The sequence below is a fragment of the Microbacterium sp. Bi128 genome, assembly GCF_918698205.1.
On record NZ_CAKKMM010000082.1, the window covers coordinates 1 to 13,031 of the forward strand.

Annotated in this window: 10 protein-coding genes; 6 read left to right on the plus strand and 4 right to left on the minus strand. The window is 71.1% G+C overall.

What is annotated here, in order from left to right; genetic code table 11:
* Positions 1–70: 70 nt before the first annotated feature.
* Positions 71–1,726 carry a PucR family transcriptional regulator gene (locus LQV45_RS08685; protein WP_230006655.1) on the minus strand — a complete coding sequence of 552 codons (1,656 nt, stop codon included), beginning with the start codon at positions 1,724–1,726 and terminating at the stop codon, positions 71–73.
* 100 nt (positions 1,727–1,826) lie between these two features.
* Between LQV45_RS08685 and LQV45_RS08690 the strand changes: the two genes are divergently transcribed.
* From LQV45_RS08690 to LQV45_RS08700, 3 genes are read left to right on the plus strand one after another with little or no spacing between them, the layout of a single operon-like run.
* Positions 1,827–3,314: a CoA-acylating methylmalonate-semialdehyde dehydrogenase gene (locus tag LQV45_RS08690; RefSeq protein ID WP_230006656.1), complete on the plus strand. Its 1,488-nt coding sequence runs from the start codon at positions 1,827–1,829 to the stop codon at positions 3,312–3,314.
* A gap of 27 nt (positions 3,315–3,341) precedes the next feature.
* On the plus strand, positions 3,342–4,703 hold the full coding sequence (locus LQV45_RS08695) for an aspartate aminotransferase family protein (RefSeq protein ID WP_230006657.1): 1,362 nt from the start codon (positions 3,342–3,344) through the stop codon (positions 4,701–4,703).
* A complete protein-coding gene (locus LQV45_RS08700; protein ID WP_290370226.1) occupies positions 4,700–6,124 on the plus strand; it encodes a gamma-aminobutyraldehyde dehydrogenase in 1,425 nt (474 codons plus the stop codon). The genes LQV45_RS08695 and LQV45_RS08700 overlap by 4 nt, the downstream gene beginning before the upstream one ends.
* Positions 6,125–6,130: 6 nt before the next feature.
* Here the strand turns inward: LQV45_RS08700 and LQV45_RS08705 are convergent, their stop codons facing one another.
* Positions 6,131–6,868: a HEAT repeat domain-containing protein gene (locus LQV45_RS08705; protein WP_308288838.1), complete on the minus strand. Its 738-nt coding sequence runs from the start codon at positions 6,866–6,868 to the stop codon at positions 6,131–6,133.
* 154 nt (positions 6,869–7,022) lie between these two features.
* Between LQV45_RS08705 and LQV45_RS08710 the strand changes: the two genes are divergently transcribed.
* The 3 genes from LQV45_RS08710 (at position 7,023) to LQV45_RS08720 (ending at position 10,459) form a co-directional block, all read left to right on the plus strand.
* A complete protein-coding gene (locus LQV45_RS08710; RefSeq protein ID WP_138177038.1) occupies positions 7,023–7,493 on the plus strand; it encodes an Lrp/AsnC family transcriptional regulator in 471 nt (156 codons plus the stop codon).
* On the plus strand, positions 7,490–8,884 hold the full coding sequence (locus tag LQV45_RS08715; RefSeq protein WP_230006658.1) for an aspartate aminotransferase family protein: 1,395 nt from the start codon (positions 7,490–7,492) through the stop codon (positions 8,882–8,884). The genes LQV45_RS08710 and LQV45_RS08715 overlap by 4 nt, the downstream gene beginning before the upstream one ends.
* A gap of 219 nt (positions 8,885–9,103) precedes the next feature.
* Positions 9,104–10,459, plus strand: coding sequence for an APC family permease (locus tag LQV45_RS08720; protein WP_290370227.1), 1,356 nt, complete (start codon positions 9,104–9,106; stop codon positions 10,457–10,459).
* Positions 10,460–10,657: 198 nt separating this feature from the next.
* Here the strand turns inward: LQV45_RS08720 and LQV45_RS08725 are convergent, their stop codons facing one another.
* The gene (locus LQV45_RS08725; RefSeq protein WP_230006660.1) at positions 10,658–11,251 is read right to left on the minus strand and encodes a helix-turn-helix domain-containing protein; all 594 of its coding nucleotides are present in this window, start codon (positions 11,249–11,251) and stop codon (positions 10,658–10,660) included.
* Between the two features lie 49 nt (positions 11,252–11,300).
* Positions 11,301–12,926 (minus strand): ABC transporter ATP-binding protein, encoded by a 1,626-nt coding sequence (locus LQV45_RS08730; protein ID WP_230006661.1) that lies wholly within the window; start codon positions 12,924–12,926, stop codon positions 11,301–11,303.
* Positions 12,927–13,031 lie beyond the last annotated feature (105 nt).

Consider the following 13,031-nt stretch of genomic DNA (forward strand, 5'->3'; position numbering starts at 1 on the left):
CTCATGTCCGCCCCTGCCCGTCCCGGTCATCGTAGCGGCCGGGCGGGGCCGTCGAATCCCCGTCCCGACGTCATCGGCGAGCGCCCGCTCCCGGCGAGCGGTGGGCCCGGTGCACCACCAGGGCGAGGTGCAGGGCCGCCAGGACCTCGCCATCGTCGAGGTCGACTCCGAGCACCCGCTCGGCCAGGTCGAGCCGCTGGTAGAACACCGAGCGCGAGACGTGCGCTGCCGCCGCCGCGGCGGTGCGGTTGCCGGGGTGGGCGACGATCGCCGACAGCGCGGCCAGCAGGTCGCGGCGACGCGTGGGAGGGGAGGCCAGCACGGGAGCGAGCAGATCCTCTCCGTGTTCGAGGAGGCGGTGGTCGCCCCGGAGCGACGAGACGAAGCGGACGAGCGGATGCCGCACCACCCAGTGCACCGTCCCCTCGGGCAGATCCCCCACCTCGGCCAGGTCGAGGGCCTGTTCGAGCGAGTCGAGGAGACGCGGGACGGAGTCCGCCCCGGGCTCCCCCTCCACGCGCGGCCCGATCGACAGCCGGGGCGGCTGCCCCTCTCCGCGCAGCCGCGCGAGGAAACGGTCGGCGGCGGCACCCGCGAAGGTCGTCCCCGTCGGCACGGCCAAGAGGACCGGCATCCACCCCTCCGCGCGCTCGCCGGATCCCCGCGGGGTGCCGCACAGCGCACGCCCGCCGATCTCGACCGCCGCGGCTTCGACGGCGTCCGCGGCCGCGCCGTCGAGAGCGAGGCCGAACAAGACCGCGCCCGCAAGGTCGATCCGCGCAGCGCCCAGGAGCGCGGCCACCTCGGCGGTGGAGCCGTAGCGCCCGCCGAGCAGCGCGTCCATGAGGCGACGGCGACCGAGCCGGGCCCAGTCGTCGCCGTCGGGATCGGCGAGGCGTCCGAGCGCCAGGGCCGTCGCGCCCTGCTCGAGGACGGCCCGGCGTCCGGCCGGATGCGGCGGCCCGGCGAGGGCGACGAGCGTCGCCCAACGGATGCCGCGCGCCTCCACCGCGACGATCGAGCGGCCGTCGTCGCCGTCGTCGGCGGATCGCCGTGAACGCTCCTGCCAATCGTGCAGCACCGCGGGGTCGGCATCCGCGAGGTCGGCCACGATCACCTCGTGAGCGAGCGATTCCAGTACGACCGGCGCCCGCAGGGTCTGCGCGAGACGCTCCACGACGTAGTCGGCGGGGGCACCGCGCAAGGCGAGCGAGGTGAAGAGCGTGCGCACCTCGTCGCGGGCGCGGAGCGCGGCGGTCTGATCGTCGATGATCCGCCGGTGCACCTCCTCGGTCACCGCGACGAACTTGATCTCGCGATGGAGCGCGATCAGCGCGAGACCGGAGGCCGCCGCGGCGTCGACGACGACGGCCGGAACGTAGCGGTAGTGCGCGCCGAGCTCGATGACGATCCCGACCAGCCCCGCGCGGACGAACTCCGCCACGAGGGCCCGCAGGTCGGCGGGGTCCTCGGGCCACGCCGACGCGGTGGTGAGCAGGAGCTCGCCGCCGTCGAGGAGCCGCGCGGCGCTCGGGCTGTCCGAGACGTGCACCCACCGCACGGGTGTCGCCAGCCCCTCCGCACCGACGAGCACTTCGGGGGCTCCCGCGGCCAGCGCGGGGGTGTCGAGCACCTCGGCGAGCGTCGGCAGGCCCCGGTCGGACACCGGGGTCGCGGCATCCGGACGATCTGTCCGGACTCGCCCGTCTTCGCGACGATCAGCCATGAGCGCTTCCCCCTTGTCGTGCCGCAGAATCGGCAGAGAACACCCTACGGCGGCGCCGGTCGATGTGTCCGGATGACCGCTGATTCCGAGGAGGATCCGCATGACCGTCATCCACCACCACGTCAACGGCGAAGCGACCGGCCGCGCGGAGCGCACGGGCGACGTGTTCGATCCCGCCACGGGCGCGGTCCAGGCGCACGTCGCCTTCGCCACCACCGCCGAGGTCGATGAGGCGATCGCCGCCGCGAAGGCCGCGCTCCCCGCGTGGCGGGCGACGAGCCTCATCAAGCGCGCCGACGTCTTCTTCCGGCTGCGCCACCTCCTGGTGGAGCGCACCGACGAACTCGCCGCGATCATCACCGCCGAGCACGGGAAGGTCCTCTCGGATGCCAAGGGCGAGATCAGCCGCGGGATCGAGAACGTCGAGTTCGCCGCGGGCCTCGTGCACCTGCTGAAGGGCGAGCACGCCGAGCAGGTCAGCCGCGGCGTCGACGTGCACTCGGTCAAGCAGCCGGTCGGTGTGGTCGCCGCGGTCACCCCGTTCAACTTCCCGGTCATGGTGCCGCTGTGGATGACGGCCTCGGCGATCGCGTGCGGCAACACCGTGGTGCTCAAGCCCAGCGAGAAGGACCCCTCCGCGGCGATCTTCCTCGCCGAGCTCTACGAGGAGGCGGGGCTCCCCGCCGGCGTCCTCAATGTCGTGCACGGCGACAAGGTGGCGGTGGACGCGCTGCTGGACTCCCCCGACGTCCGGGCGGTGAGCTTCGTCGGCTCCACCCCGATCGCGAGGTCGATCTACTCGCGCGCGGCCGAGAACGGCAAGCGCGTGCAGGCCCTCGGCGGCGCGAAGAACCACATGGTCGTCATGCCCGACGCCGACCTCGACTCGGCCGCCGACGCCGCCGTCTCGGCCGCGTACGGCTCGGCCGGCGAGCGCTGCATGGCCGTCTCGGTGCTCGTCGCGGTGGGCGACGACGTGGCCGACGTTCTCGTCGAGAAGGTCGCGAGCCGCATCGCGGGTCTGAAGATCGGTCCCGGAACGGATGCCGCGAGCGAAATGGGTCCGCTCATCACGCGCGAGCACCGCGACAAGGTCGCCTCGTACGTCACGGGCGCCGCGGCCGAGGGCGCCGAGGTCGTCGTGGACGGCACGACGCAGCAGTTCGAGGGCGACGGCTTCTTCATCGGCGTCTCGCTCGTGGACCGCGTCGCCCCCGGGATGAAGGTGTACGACGACGAGATCTTCGGCCCCGTCCTCTCGGTCGTCCGGGTGAAGAGCTACGACGAGGCCGTCGAACTCATCAACACGAGCCCGTTCGCCAACGGCACGGCCGTCTTCACACGCGACGGCGGCACCGCCCGGCAGTTCGAGTTCGACATCGAGGTGGGCATGGTGGGCGTGAACGTCCCGATCCCCGTCCCGGTCGGCGCGTTCTCGTTCGGCGGCTGGCGCAACTCGCTCTTCGGCGACTCGCACATCTACGGCCCCGAGTCGATCCACTTCTACACGCGCAGCAAGGTCGTCACGACCCGCTGGCCCGACCCGAGCGAGAGCCAGATCAGCCTCGGGTTCCCGAGCAACCACTGAGTCCGCGGCATCCGGAAAGGAACGATCATGACCCTCACCTCCCCCGACGTGACCGCCGAGGCGCAGGTCCGCGCCGACGACCGCGCGCACGTCTTCCACTCGTGGAGTGCTCAGGCGCTCATCGACCCGCTCCCCGTCGCCGGCGGCGAGGGCGCGACCTTCTGGGACCACCACGGCACCCGGTACCTCGACTTCTCGTCGCAACTGGTCAACCTCAACCTCGGGCACCAGCACCCCGACCTGGTCGCGGCGATCCAACGGCAGGCGGGCGAACTCGCCACGATCCAGCCCGCGATGGCCAACGGCACGCGGGGAGAACTCGCGCGGCTGATCTCCGAGGTGGCGCCCGAGGGCTTCTCGAAGGTGTTCTTCACCAACGGCGGAGCGGATGCCAACGAGAACGCGGTCCGCATGGCGCGCCTGGTCACCGGGAAGCGCAAGGTGCTCGCGATGTACCGCAGCTACCACGGCAACACCTCCACCGCGATCACGCTCACGGGTGACCCGCGCCGCTGGGCCAACGAGCCCGCGGACGCGTCGGTCGTGCACTTCTTCGGTCCGTACGCGTACCGGTCGGCCTTCCACTCGGCCTCCGAAGAAGAAGAGACCGCCCGCGCCCTCGAGCACCTCGAGCAGACGATCATCCTCGAGGGGGCCTCGACGATCGGGGCGATCATCCTCGAGACCGTCGTCGGGACCAACGGCGTGCTCGTCCCGCCGCCGGGCTACCTGCCGGGCGTGCGGGCCCTGTGCGACAAGTACGGCATCCTCTACATCGCCGACGAGGTCATGGTCGGCTTCGGCCGCATCGGCGAGTGGTTCGCCGTCGACGCGTTCGACGTCAGGCCCGACCTGATCACCTTCGCCAAGGGCGTGAACTCCGGCTACGTGCCGCTGGGCGGAGTCGTGATCTCGGATGCCATCGCCAGCCACTTCGACACCGTGTCGTTCCCCGGCGGCCTGACGTACTCGGGCCACCCGCTCGCGTGCGCGCCGGGGATCGCGACGTTCGAGGTGTTCCGTCGCGACGGGATCCTCGAGCGCGTGCGCGACCTCGGCGAGCGCGTCGTCGAGCCGCGTCTGCGCGAAATGGCTGAGACGCACCCGTCGGTCGGCGAGATCCGGGGGCGCGGGCTGTTCTGGGCGATCGAGCTCGTCCGCGACCGCGAGACGCGCGAGCCCCTCGTGCCGTTCAACGCCGCCGGCGCGGACGCGGCGCCGATGGCCGCGTTCGCCGCCGCGTGCAAGAAGGCCGGCCTCTGGCCGTTCACGCACTTCAATCGCGTCCACGTCGCCCCGCCGCTGATCATCTCCGAAGAGGATCTCGTCCGCGGCCTCGACATCATCGACGAGGCCCTCGCCGTCGCCGACGAGGCGGCCGCCGCGTGAAGCTCCTGCAGAACGTCGTCGACGGCGTCTCCACGCCGTCGACGGGCGCGATGATCGACCTCGTCAGTCCCGTCACCGGCGAGGTGTACGGCCAGGCGCCGTGCTCGACGGCGGAAGAGGTGGATGCCGCGTTCGCCGCGGCATCCCGAGCCTTCGCGTCGTGGCGACTCACGACTCCGGCCGCACGACAGTTGGCGCTGTTCCGCCTCGCCGACGCGCTCGCGACCCACGCGGAGGAGTTCGCCGACCTGGAGTCCGAGGACACCGGTAAGCCGCGGGCGACGCTCGTCGCCGACGAGATCGAGCAGTCGGTCGACCAGCTGCGGTTCTTCGCCGGAGCCGCGCGCGATCTCGACGGGCGGGCGGCGGCGGAGTACGCCGAAGGCTTCACGTCGTACGTCCGCCGCGAGCCGATCGGCGTGGTCGCGCAAGTGACGCCGTGGAACTACCCGCTCAACATGGCGATCTGGAAGATCGCGCCGGCGATCGCCGCGGGCAACACCGTGGTGCTCAAGCCCAGCGAGACCACGCCGCAGACGACCGTGCGACTCGCGCAGCTCGCCGCCGAGATCCTGCCCCCCGGGGTGCTGAACGTCGTCCTCGGCGACCGCGAGACCGGGCGCGCGCTCGTGGAGCACCCGACGCCGCAGCTCGTCGCGATCACCGGTTCGGTGCGCGCGGGTATGCAGGTCGCCGAGTCCGCCGCGCGGCAGGTGAAACGCGTGCACCTGGAACTCGGCGGCAAGGCGCCCGCGATCGTGTTCCCGGACGCCGACCTGGATGCCGCGGCGGCGGGGATCGCGCAGGCGGCGTTCTTCAACGCCGGGCAGGACTGCACCGCCGCGACCCGCGTGCTCGTGCACTCCTCGCTGCACGACGCGTTCGTGGAGCGCCTGGTGGCGTACGTCGAGGAGCACGTGCGCACCGGCTCCCCCGACGACCCCGCGGCGTTCTTCGGGCCGGTCAACAACCCCGACCAGCTCGCGCGCGTGCAGGGGTTCATCGACCGGCTGCCCGCCCACGCGCACGTGGCGACCGGGGGCGCACGCGTCGGCGACACCGGCTGCTTCTTCGCCCCGACCATCGTCACCGGGCTGCGGCAGGACGACGAGCTCGTGCAGCAGGAGGTGTTCGGACCGGTCCTGGCCGTGCAGCCGTTCGACGACGACGCCGAGGCGCTGACCCTGGCCAACGGCGTGCCGTACGCTCTCGCGGCATCCGTCTGGACCCGGGAGCACGGCCGCGCGATGCGCTTCAGCCGCGACCTGGACTTCGGGTGCGTCTGGATCAACGCGCACATCCCGTTCGTCTCGGACATGCCGCACGGCGGCTTCAAGCACTCGGGATACGGCAAGGACCTCTCGGTCTACGGCTTCGAGGACTACACGCGCCTCAAGCACGTGATGTCGAGCCTGGCCTGACGCCGCTCAGGCGCCGGACGTCTCCGTCTCGTCGGGGCTGTCCGGCGCCTCCCCCGGCACGTCTGTCGGCGCACCGCGCAGCGCCGCGACGCGCCGAGCGTGGTCGACGGCGCCCTCGAAGCCGGCATCCGGATCGTCCATCAGGGCGCGCGTGGCGAGAGCGTGCACGCGTACGGCCTCGTCAGCGGACTCCGCCGCGGCGTCGACCGCGCCACCCGCCTCTTCGCCGATCATGACGAACGCCCGGCTGAGGCTCCGGCGGGTCTCGATGTCGCCCCGGCCGAGGTGTCGCACCAGCTCGTCGGCGAGGGCGACCCGCTCGGCATCCGGCACGAGCCCGGCCGCAGCCCGCCAGGCGGCGCGCGCGACGGCGGTCTCTTCATCGTGCAGGAGCGCCGGGGTGATCGCGGACCAGGTGGCCGGGTCGCCGATCTTCGTCAGCGTGTGCAGCCCCTGGCTGCGCGCCTGCGGGAAGGGGGAACCGAGCTCGGGCAGGACCGCGGGAACGACCTTCGCCGGGTCGTGGCGGGTCAGCGCCCAGGTGAGCATGTCACGGACGAAGAAGTCGGGCTCGACGGCGCAGCGGTCGACCAGCACGGCGATGAAGAGCTCGTTCGGACGGGTTCCGGCATCCATCGCCGCGCGCAGCCGCGCGGACGCATCCGTGTGCTCCAGGGCGGCCCGCAGCCCCGCCGTGATCTCCGCGTCGCCCATGGTCGACCCCATTCCCTCGTCGTGCGCCACAGCATGGCATCCCCCATCCTCCGTCCCCCACCGCCGTCGCCGGGCCGTCAGCGCCGAGAACCACGAGGACGACGGTTTCCGCGGTGTTACGGCCTGGTGAAAGTCAAATCCATCATTGAAACGGCGGGTAAACGGCTGATACCGTCGCCCCATCATGAGCATCTCGGCGGAACGGCGACCGGTCCTCGACAGCGTGTCGAAGGCCATCGTCGAGCAACTGCAGGAAGACGGGCGCCGCTCGTATGCCGAGATCGGCAAGGCCGTCGGCCTCAGCGAGACCGCCACGCGACAGCGCGTGCAGAAACTGCAGGACGCGGGTGTCCTGCAGATCGTGGCGGTCACCGACCCGCTGCAGCTCGGCTTCGCCCGCCAAGCGATGATCGGCGTCCGGGTGTCCGGCGACACCCGGGTGGTCGCCGCCGAGATGGCGGAACTACCCGGTGTGACGTACGTCGTCTCCACCGCCGGTTCCTTCGACCTGCTCGTCGAGGTCGTGTGCGAAAGCGACGACGACCTCATCGATCTGCTCAACGACCGCATCCGATCGCTCCCCGACGTGGTGGCGACCGAGACGTTCGTGTACTTGAAACTCCACCGACAGCTCTACAACTGGGGAACGCGATGACGCTTCACGAAATCGACCAGCAGTCCGACCTCCAGGCCAAGGCCCGCGACCACCTGTGGATGCACTTCGCGCGTCAGTCGGTCATGACCGACGGCCCCGGCGTCCCGATCATCGTCAAGGGTGAGGGCCACCACATCTGGGATGCCGCGGGCAAGCGCTACATCGACGGCCTCGCCGGCCTCTTCGTGGTCAACGCCGGCCACGGACGCCGCCGGATCGCGCAGGCGGCGGCGAAGCAGGCCGAGGAACTGGCGTTCTTCCCCCTGTGGTCCTACGCCCACCCCGCGGCCATCGAGCTCGCCGACCGCCTCGCACACCTGGCCCCCGGCGACCTCAACCACGTCTTCTTCTCCACCGGCGGCGGCGAGGCGGTCGAGACGGCGTTCAAGCTCGCCAAGCAGTACTGGAAGACGCAAGGGCAGCCCACCAAGCACAAGGTCATCTCGCGCGCGATCGCCTACCACGGCACCACCCAGGGCGCCCTCGCCATCACGGGGCTCCCCGTGATGAAGCACATGTTCGAGCCAGTCACCCCCGGCGGCTTCCGCGTTCCGAACACGAACTACTACCGCGCCGCGGAATCCGGATTCGGCGGCGGGACGCCCGAGGAGTTCGGCCTGTGGGCCGCCGACCGCATCGAGCAGATGATCCAGTTCGAGGGTCCCGAGACGGTCGCCGCGGTGTTCCTCGAGCCGGTGCAGAACGCCGGCGGCTGCTTCCCCGCGCCGGCGGGGTACTTCCAGCGGGTGCGCGAGATCTGCGACAAGTACGACGTGCTCCTCGTCAGCGACGAGGTCATCTGCGCCTTCGGGCGCCTCGGGTACTACTTCGGCGCCGAGGCGTACTCGTACCAGCCCGACATGATCACGTTCGCCAAGGCCGTCACCAGCGGCTACTCGCCCCTCGGCGGCACGATCATCAGCGACCGGGTGTACGAGCCGTTCGCCCACGGCGACGCGTCGTTCCCGCACGGCTACACCTTCGGCGGGCACCCCGTCTCCAGCGCGGTAGCGATGGAGAACCTCGATGTCTTCGAAGAGGAGGGACTGCTGCAGAACGTGCGCACGAACTCCCCCGTCTTCCGCTCCACTCTGGAGAAGCTGCTCGATCTCCCCATCGTCGGCGACGTCCGCGGCGACGGCTACTTCTTCGGCATCGAGCTGGTGAAGGACAAGACGACGAAGGAGACCTTCGACGACGACGAGTCCGAGCGACTCCTGCGCGGATTCCTGTCCAAGGCGCTGTACGACGCCGGACTCTACTGCCGCGCCGACGACCGGGGCGACCCCGTCATCCAGCTCGCCCCGCCCCTGACCATCGGTCCGTCCGAATTCGACGAGATCGAACAGATCCTGCGTTCCGTTCTCACCGAGGCCTGGACGCGCCTCTGACGGCGTCCGAGCGGACGCCGTCCCGACCCCGGCGGCATCCGCTCGTCCGCCACCCGCTCCGATCCCGAGCGGTGCACTGATGCTCTACCCGACACCATCCGTTCGGTCGCGACCGCTGATCGCGACCCGCACCCTCTAGGAGAAGCCACGAACGAGAACACCCGCGCCACTGCGGCGCCCGCGTCCGGTTCGGGCGCCAAACTCGCCCGCACCCTCGGCCTGTGGTCGATCGTGGGTCTCGGCCTGGGCTACATGACCCCGACCGTCATCTTCGACACCTTCGGCCTCGTCGCCGAGAAGACCAACAACGTCGTCCCCGCCGCCTACGCCATCGCCCTCGTCGTGCTCGTGTTCACCGCGATCAGCTACGGCAAGATGGTCCGCGTCATCCCGAGCGCCGGGTCGGCCTACACCTACGCCCGCGAATCCATCCACCCCGGCGTCGGCTTCGTCGTCGGATGGACAGCGCTCATCGACTACATGCTGCTGCCGATGGTGAACGCCCTCATCCTCCGCAGCTACATGGAGGCGCTCTTCCCCGACATCCCCGGCTGGGTGTGGGTGGTCGTCTTCACGGCCGGCGTCACGGGCGTCATCTACTTGACGATGCGCGGCACCTCCAACGTCAACATGATCCTGCTGGTGTTCTCGATCCTCGTGATGGCGGTCTTCGTCGTCATGGTGGTCGTGCAGCTCGTCGGCGGAGCAGGGGCCGGCACCGCCGTGTCGCTGGCTCCCTTCGTCCACAGCGACGTGCAGTTCGGCGCCGTGCTGGCCGGTGCGACCGTGGTCTGCTTCTCGTTCATCGGCTTCGACGCGGTGTCGATGTACTCGGAAGAGGCCAAGACGCCCAAGATCATGCCCCGGGCGATCCTGCTCACGCTCGTGGCCGGCGGCCTCATCTTCCTCATCGCCGCCTACGTCACGCAGCTGCGCTTCCCCGACTCCACCGCCTTCCCGCCCGAGGCCATCGAGGACAGCACGCTGCCCGAGATCGGCGTCCAGGTCGGCGGCCCCGTGCTCCAGGCCGTGCTCACGGCGGCCGGCTTCGCGGCGACCCTCGCGTCGTGGCTCGCCTCGCACGCGTCGGTCTCGCGCATGCTCATGGTGATGGGGCGCAACAACGTCCTGCCGCGGCGGGTCTTCGGGTTCATCAACCCGAAGACGCACACCCCGACGATCTCGATCGTCATCGTGGGGCTCGTGAGCCTGCTCGCGATCTCGTTCACGCTCGAGCAGATCGCCGCGTACATCAACTACGGCGCGCTCGTGGCGTTCACGTTCGTGAACATCTCGGTCATCGCCTGGTTCGCGATCCGCCAGGGGCTGCGCAAGACGCCGGGCGACATCTTCCGGTACATCGTGATGCCCGGAATCGGCATGCTGCTCACGGGTCTGCTCTGGGTGAACCTCGACGGGCACGCGCTCGTCGGCGGGCTCATCTGGACCGCGATCGGCGTGGTCTACCTCGTGGTCCTCACCCGCGGATTCAAGAAGCCCATCGCCTCGTTCGACGAGAACCAGCCCGTCACGGGCGTCAACAAGACCGTCCCGGGCCCGCGCTCGGAGGTCTGACCGCACCGCCTCGGCCGCGGCATCCCTCTCCTGCACGGGAGGGATGCCGCGGTCTTCGCGTTGCGCCGACGGCCGCCCGGGCCGAACTCCTGACGTTTCGCCGGCGGGATGCCGCGAGCTGCGGCGCGCGGGCGCGGGCAGCGCTCTTCGCAGGAGTTCGGCGCAACGGCGCCGACGGAGATCGGACCGGCGGAGGGCTCAGCGCTCGAACGGGGTGACGGCCCCGAGCACGACGGTCTCCGCGTCGTGGCCGTTCGCCCACCAGTGCGGTGCGGAGCAGCCGTAGGTCACGGTGTCGCCGGTGTGGAGTTCGACCCGCCGGTCGGACTGGCACACGATCAGAACCCCCGACTCGACCGTCACGGTCTCGGTGCCGATGTGTCGGAAGGGGCTGACCTCGTTGGTGAAACCGGGCGGCAGCGTCGAGCGGATGAGCTGCAGCATCGACTCCCCGCGCGGGGTGAGCAGCTCGCGCACCGCCCGCTGGTGCGGCGGCGCGTCGGCGGCGACGGGCATGACGTGACGCTTGGCACGGGCGACGACACCGTGCGGCACGGCGGGTTCGTCCAGCAGCTGGGCGACCGGGATGCCGAGGGCCCCCGCCAACCGCTGGAGGGTCTGCAGCGAAGGGTTGCCGAGCCCGCGCTCGAGCTGGCTGACCAACCCGAAGCTCACCCCCGCCTTCTCGGACAGGGCCTGGACGCTCAATCCGAGGCGCTTGCGGGCGTCGCGCACCGCGGCCCCGAGGGTCTCGACGGTGCGTTGTTCATCGGCATCCGTGGCGCGTGTCATGAGGGTGTCAGCGTATCGCCGCGGGGCACGGAGGGGCGCAACCGCCGGGTCATGTCCGCACCCGCGGCCCCTCGGGCGGCACCGCCGCCAGGAGTTGGCGCGTGTACTCCTCGCGGGGGCGGGCGAAGAGCTCGGCGGCGGGGGCCGCCTCGATCACCTTCCCGGCGCGGAGGACGACGACCTCGTGGCTCATCTGCTGGACGATCGCGAGGTCGTGGGCGATGAACAGGTACGTCAGCCCCTGCTCGACCTGCAGACGACGCAGCAGAGCGAGCACGCGCGCCTGCACCGACACATCCAGCGACGCGGTCGCCTCGTCGAGGATCACGAGCTCGGGTTCGAGCGCGAGAGCGCGGGCGATCGACACCCGCTGCCGCTGCCCGCCGGACAGCTCGTGCGGGTACCGCTCGGCGAACGCCGGGTCGAGGTCGACGAGCTCGAGCATCTCGCGCACGCGCGCGGCACGGGCCGCGGCGGTCGATCCGCCGAGCCGGTGCACGCGCAACGGCTCGGCGATCGCATCCGCGACGGTGCGCCGCGGGTCGATCGAGGCGAACGGGTCCTGGAAGACCATCGCGATGCGACGGCGGTCGCGGCGCCGCGCGCGCAGCGCGTCGCGGACTCCCGAGCCCGTGGCATCCGCGAGCGTCGCCGTCCCCGCGTGCGGGGACAGCAATCCGGTGAGGGCGCCGGCGATCGTGGACTTGCCCGAGCCCGACTCCCCCACCAGGGCCACGGTGGTGCCGCGGCGAACGGTGAACGAGACATCGTCGACGGCGTGCACGGTGCGCCGGCCGGCCGGAGTCTGCACCGCGAAGCGCACGTCGAGCCCGGCGACCTCCAGCAGTGGCGGCGCGGTCGGGGCGGGTGGCGGGCCCCCCGCGGCGACGATCCGCGGCCGCGCGGCGAGCAGCTCCTTCGTATACGCGTGCCTCGGCTCGGCGTACACGTCGGTGAGGGGACGCTGCTCGACGGCCTCGCCGTGCCGCAGGACGAGCACCTCGTCGGCGACCTGGCCGACGACACCGAGGTCGTGGCTGATCCACACCACCGCGGTCCCGCGATCCCGCTGCAGGCGCTGCACGAGGTCGATGATCTGCGCCTGCGTCGTGACGTCGAGCGCCGTGGTCGGTTCGTCGGCGACCAGGAGCGCCGGATCACACGCGAGAGCGATCGCGATCATCACGCGCTGCCGCTGTCCACCGGAGAACTGGTGCGGGTAGGCGTCCACGCGCGTTGACGGATCCGGGATGCCAACGGCCTCCAGCAGCGCGATCGCGCGCGTGTGCGCGACCCGGCGGGACAGCCCGCGATGAGCCTCGAGCGATTCGGATATCTGCCGCCCCACCGGGAGGAAGGGGTTGAGCGAGGTCGAAGGGTCCTGGAAGACGAAGCCCACGGCATCCCCGTGCACCGACCGCAACGTGCGCTCGGACGCTCCGACGAGCTCGACGGGCGCGGCATCCGCCGCAACCCGCAGCAGACTCGACCCGGTGACCCGGCGTCCGGGAGCGTCGATGAGACCCGTCGCGGCGAGCACCGTCAACGACTTGCCCGACCCGGACTCGCCGACGATCCCCAGCGTCTGGCCGCGGTCGACGGCGAAGTCCAGACCCCGCACGATCGAGGACTCCCCGATCGCCACGCGCAGATCGCGCACCCGGAGAACGCTCATCGGTCCCCTCCGTTCGTCTCGGCGGTCGTCGTACCTCGTCGCGCGGATCCGGCGCGGGCGAGGGCGACCGCCGAGACGAACGGAGGGGACCGATGAGCGTTCTCC

Excerpts from the sequence above, each read along its gene's own strand:
- LQV45_RS08685 (WP_230006655.1), bottom strand. The coding sequence starts at position 1,726 with ATGGCTGATCGTCGCGAAGACGGGCGAGTCCGGACAGATCGTCCGGAT.
- LQV45_RS08690 (WP_230006656.1), top strand. The coding sequence starts at position 1,827 with ATGACCGTCATCCACCACCACGTCAACGGCGAAGCGACCGGCCGCGCG.
- LQV45_RS08695 (WP_230006657.1), top strand. The coding sequence starts at position 3,342 with ATGACCCTCACCTCCCCCGACGTGACCGCCGAGGCGCAGGTCCGCGCC.
- LQV45_RS08710 (WP_138177038.1), top strand. The coding sequence starts at position 7,023 with ATGAGCATCTCGGCGGAACGGCGACCGGTCCTCGACAGCGTGTCGAAG.
- LQV45_RS08715 (WP_230006658.1), top strand. The coding sequence starts at position 7,490 with ATGACGCTTCACGAAATCGACCAGCAGTCCGACCTCCAGGCCAAGGCC.
- LQV45_RS08725 (WP_230006660.1), bottom strand. The coding sequence starts at position 11,251 with ATGACACGCGCCACGGATGCCGATGAACAACGCACCGTCGAGACCCTC.
- LQV45_RS08730 (WP_230006661.1), bottom strand. The coding sequence starts at position 12,926 with ATGAGCGTTCTCCGGGTGCGCGATCTGCGCGTGGCGATCGGGGAGTCC.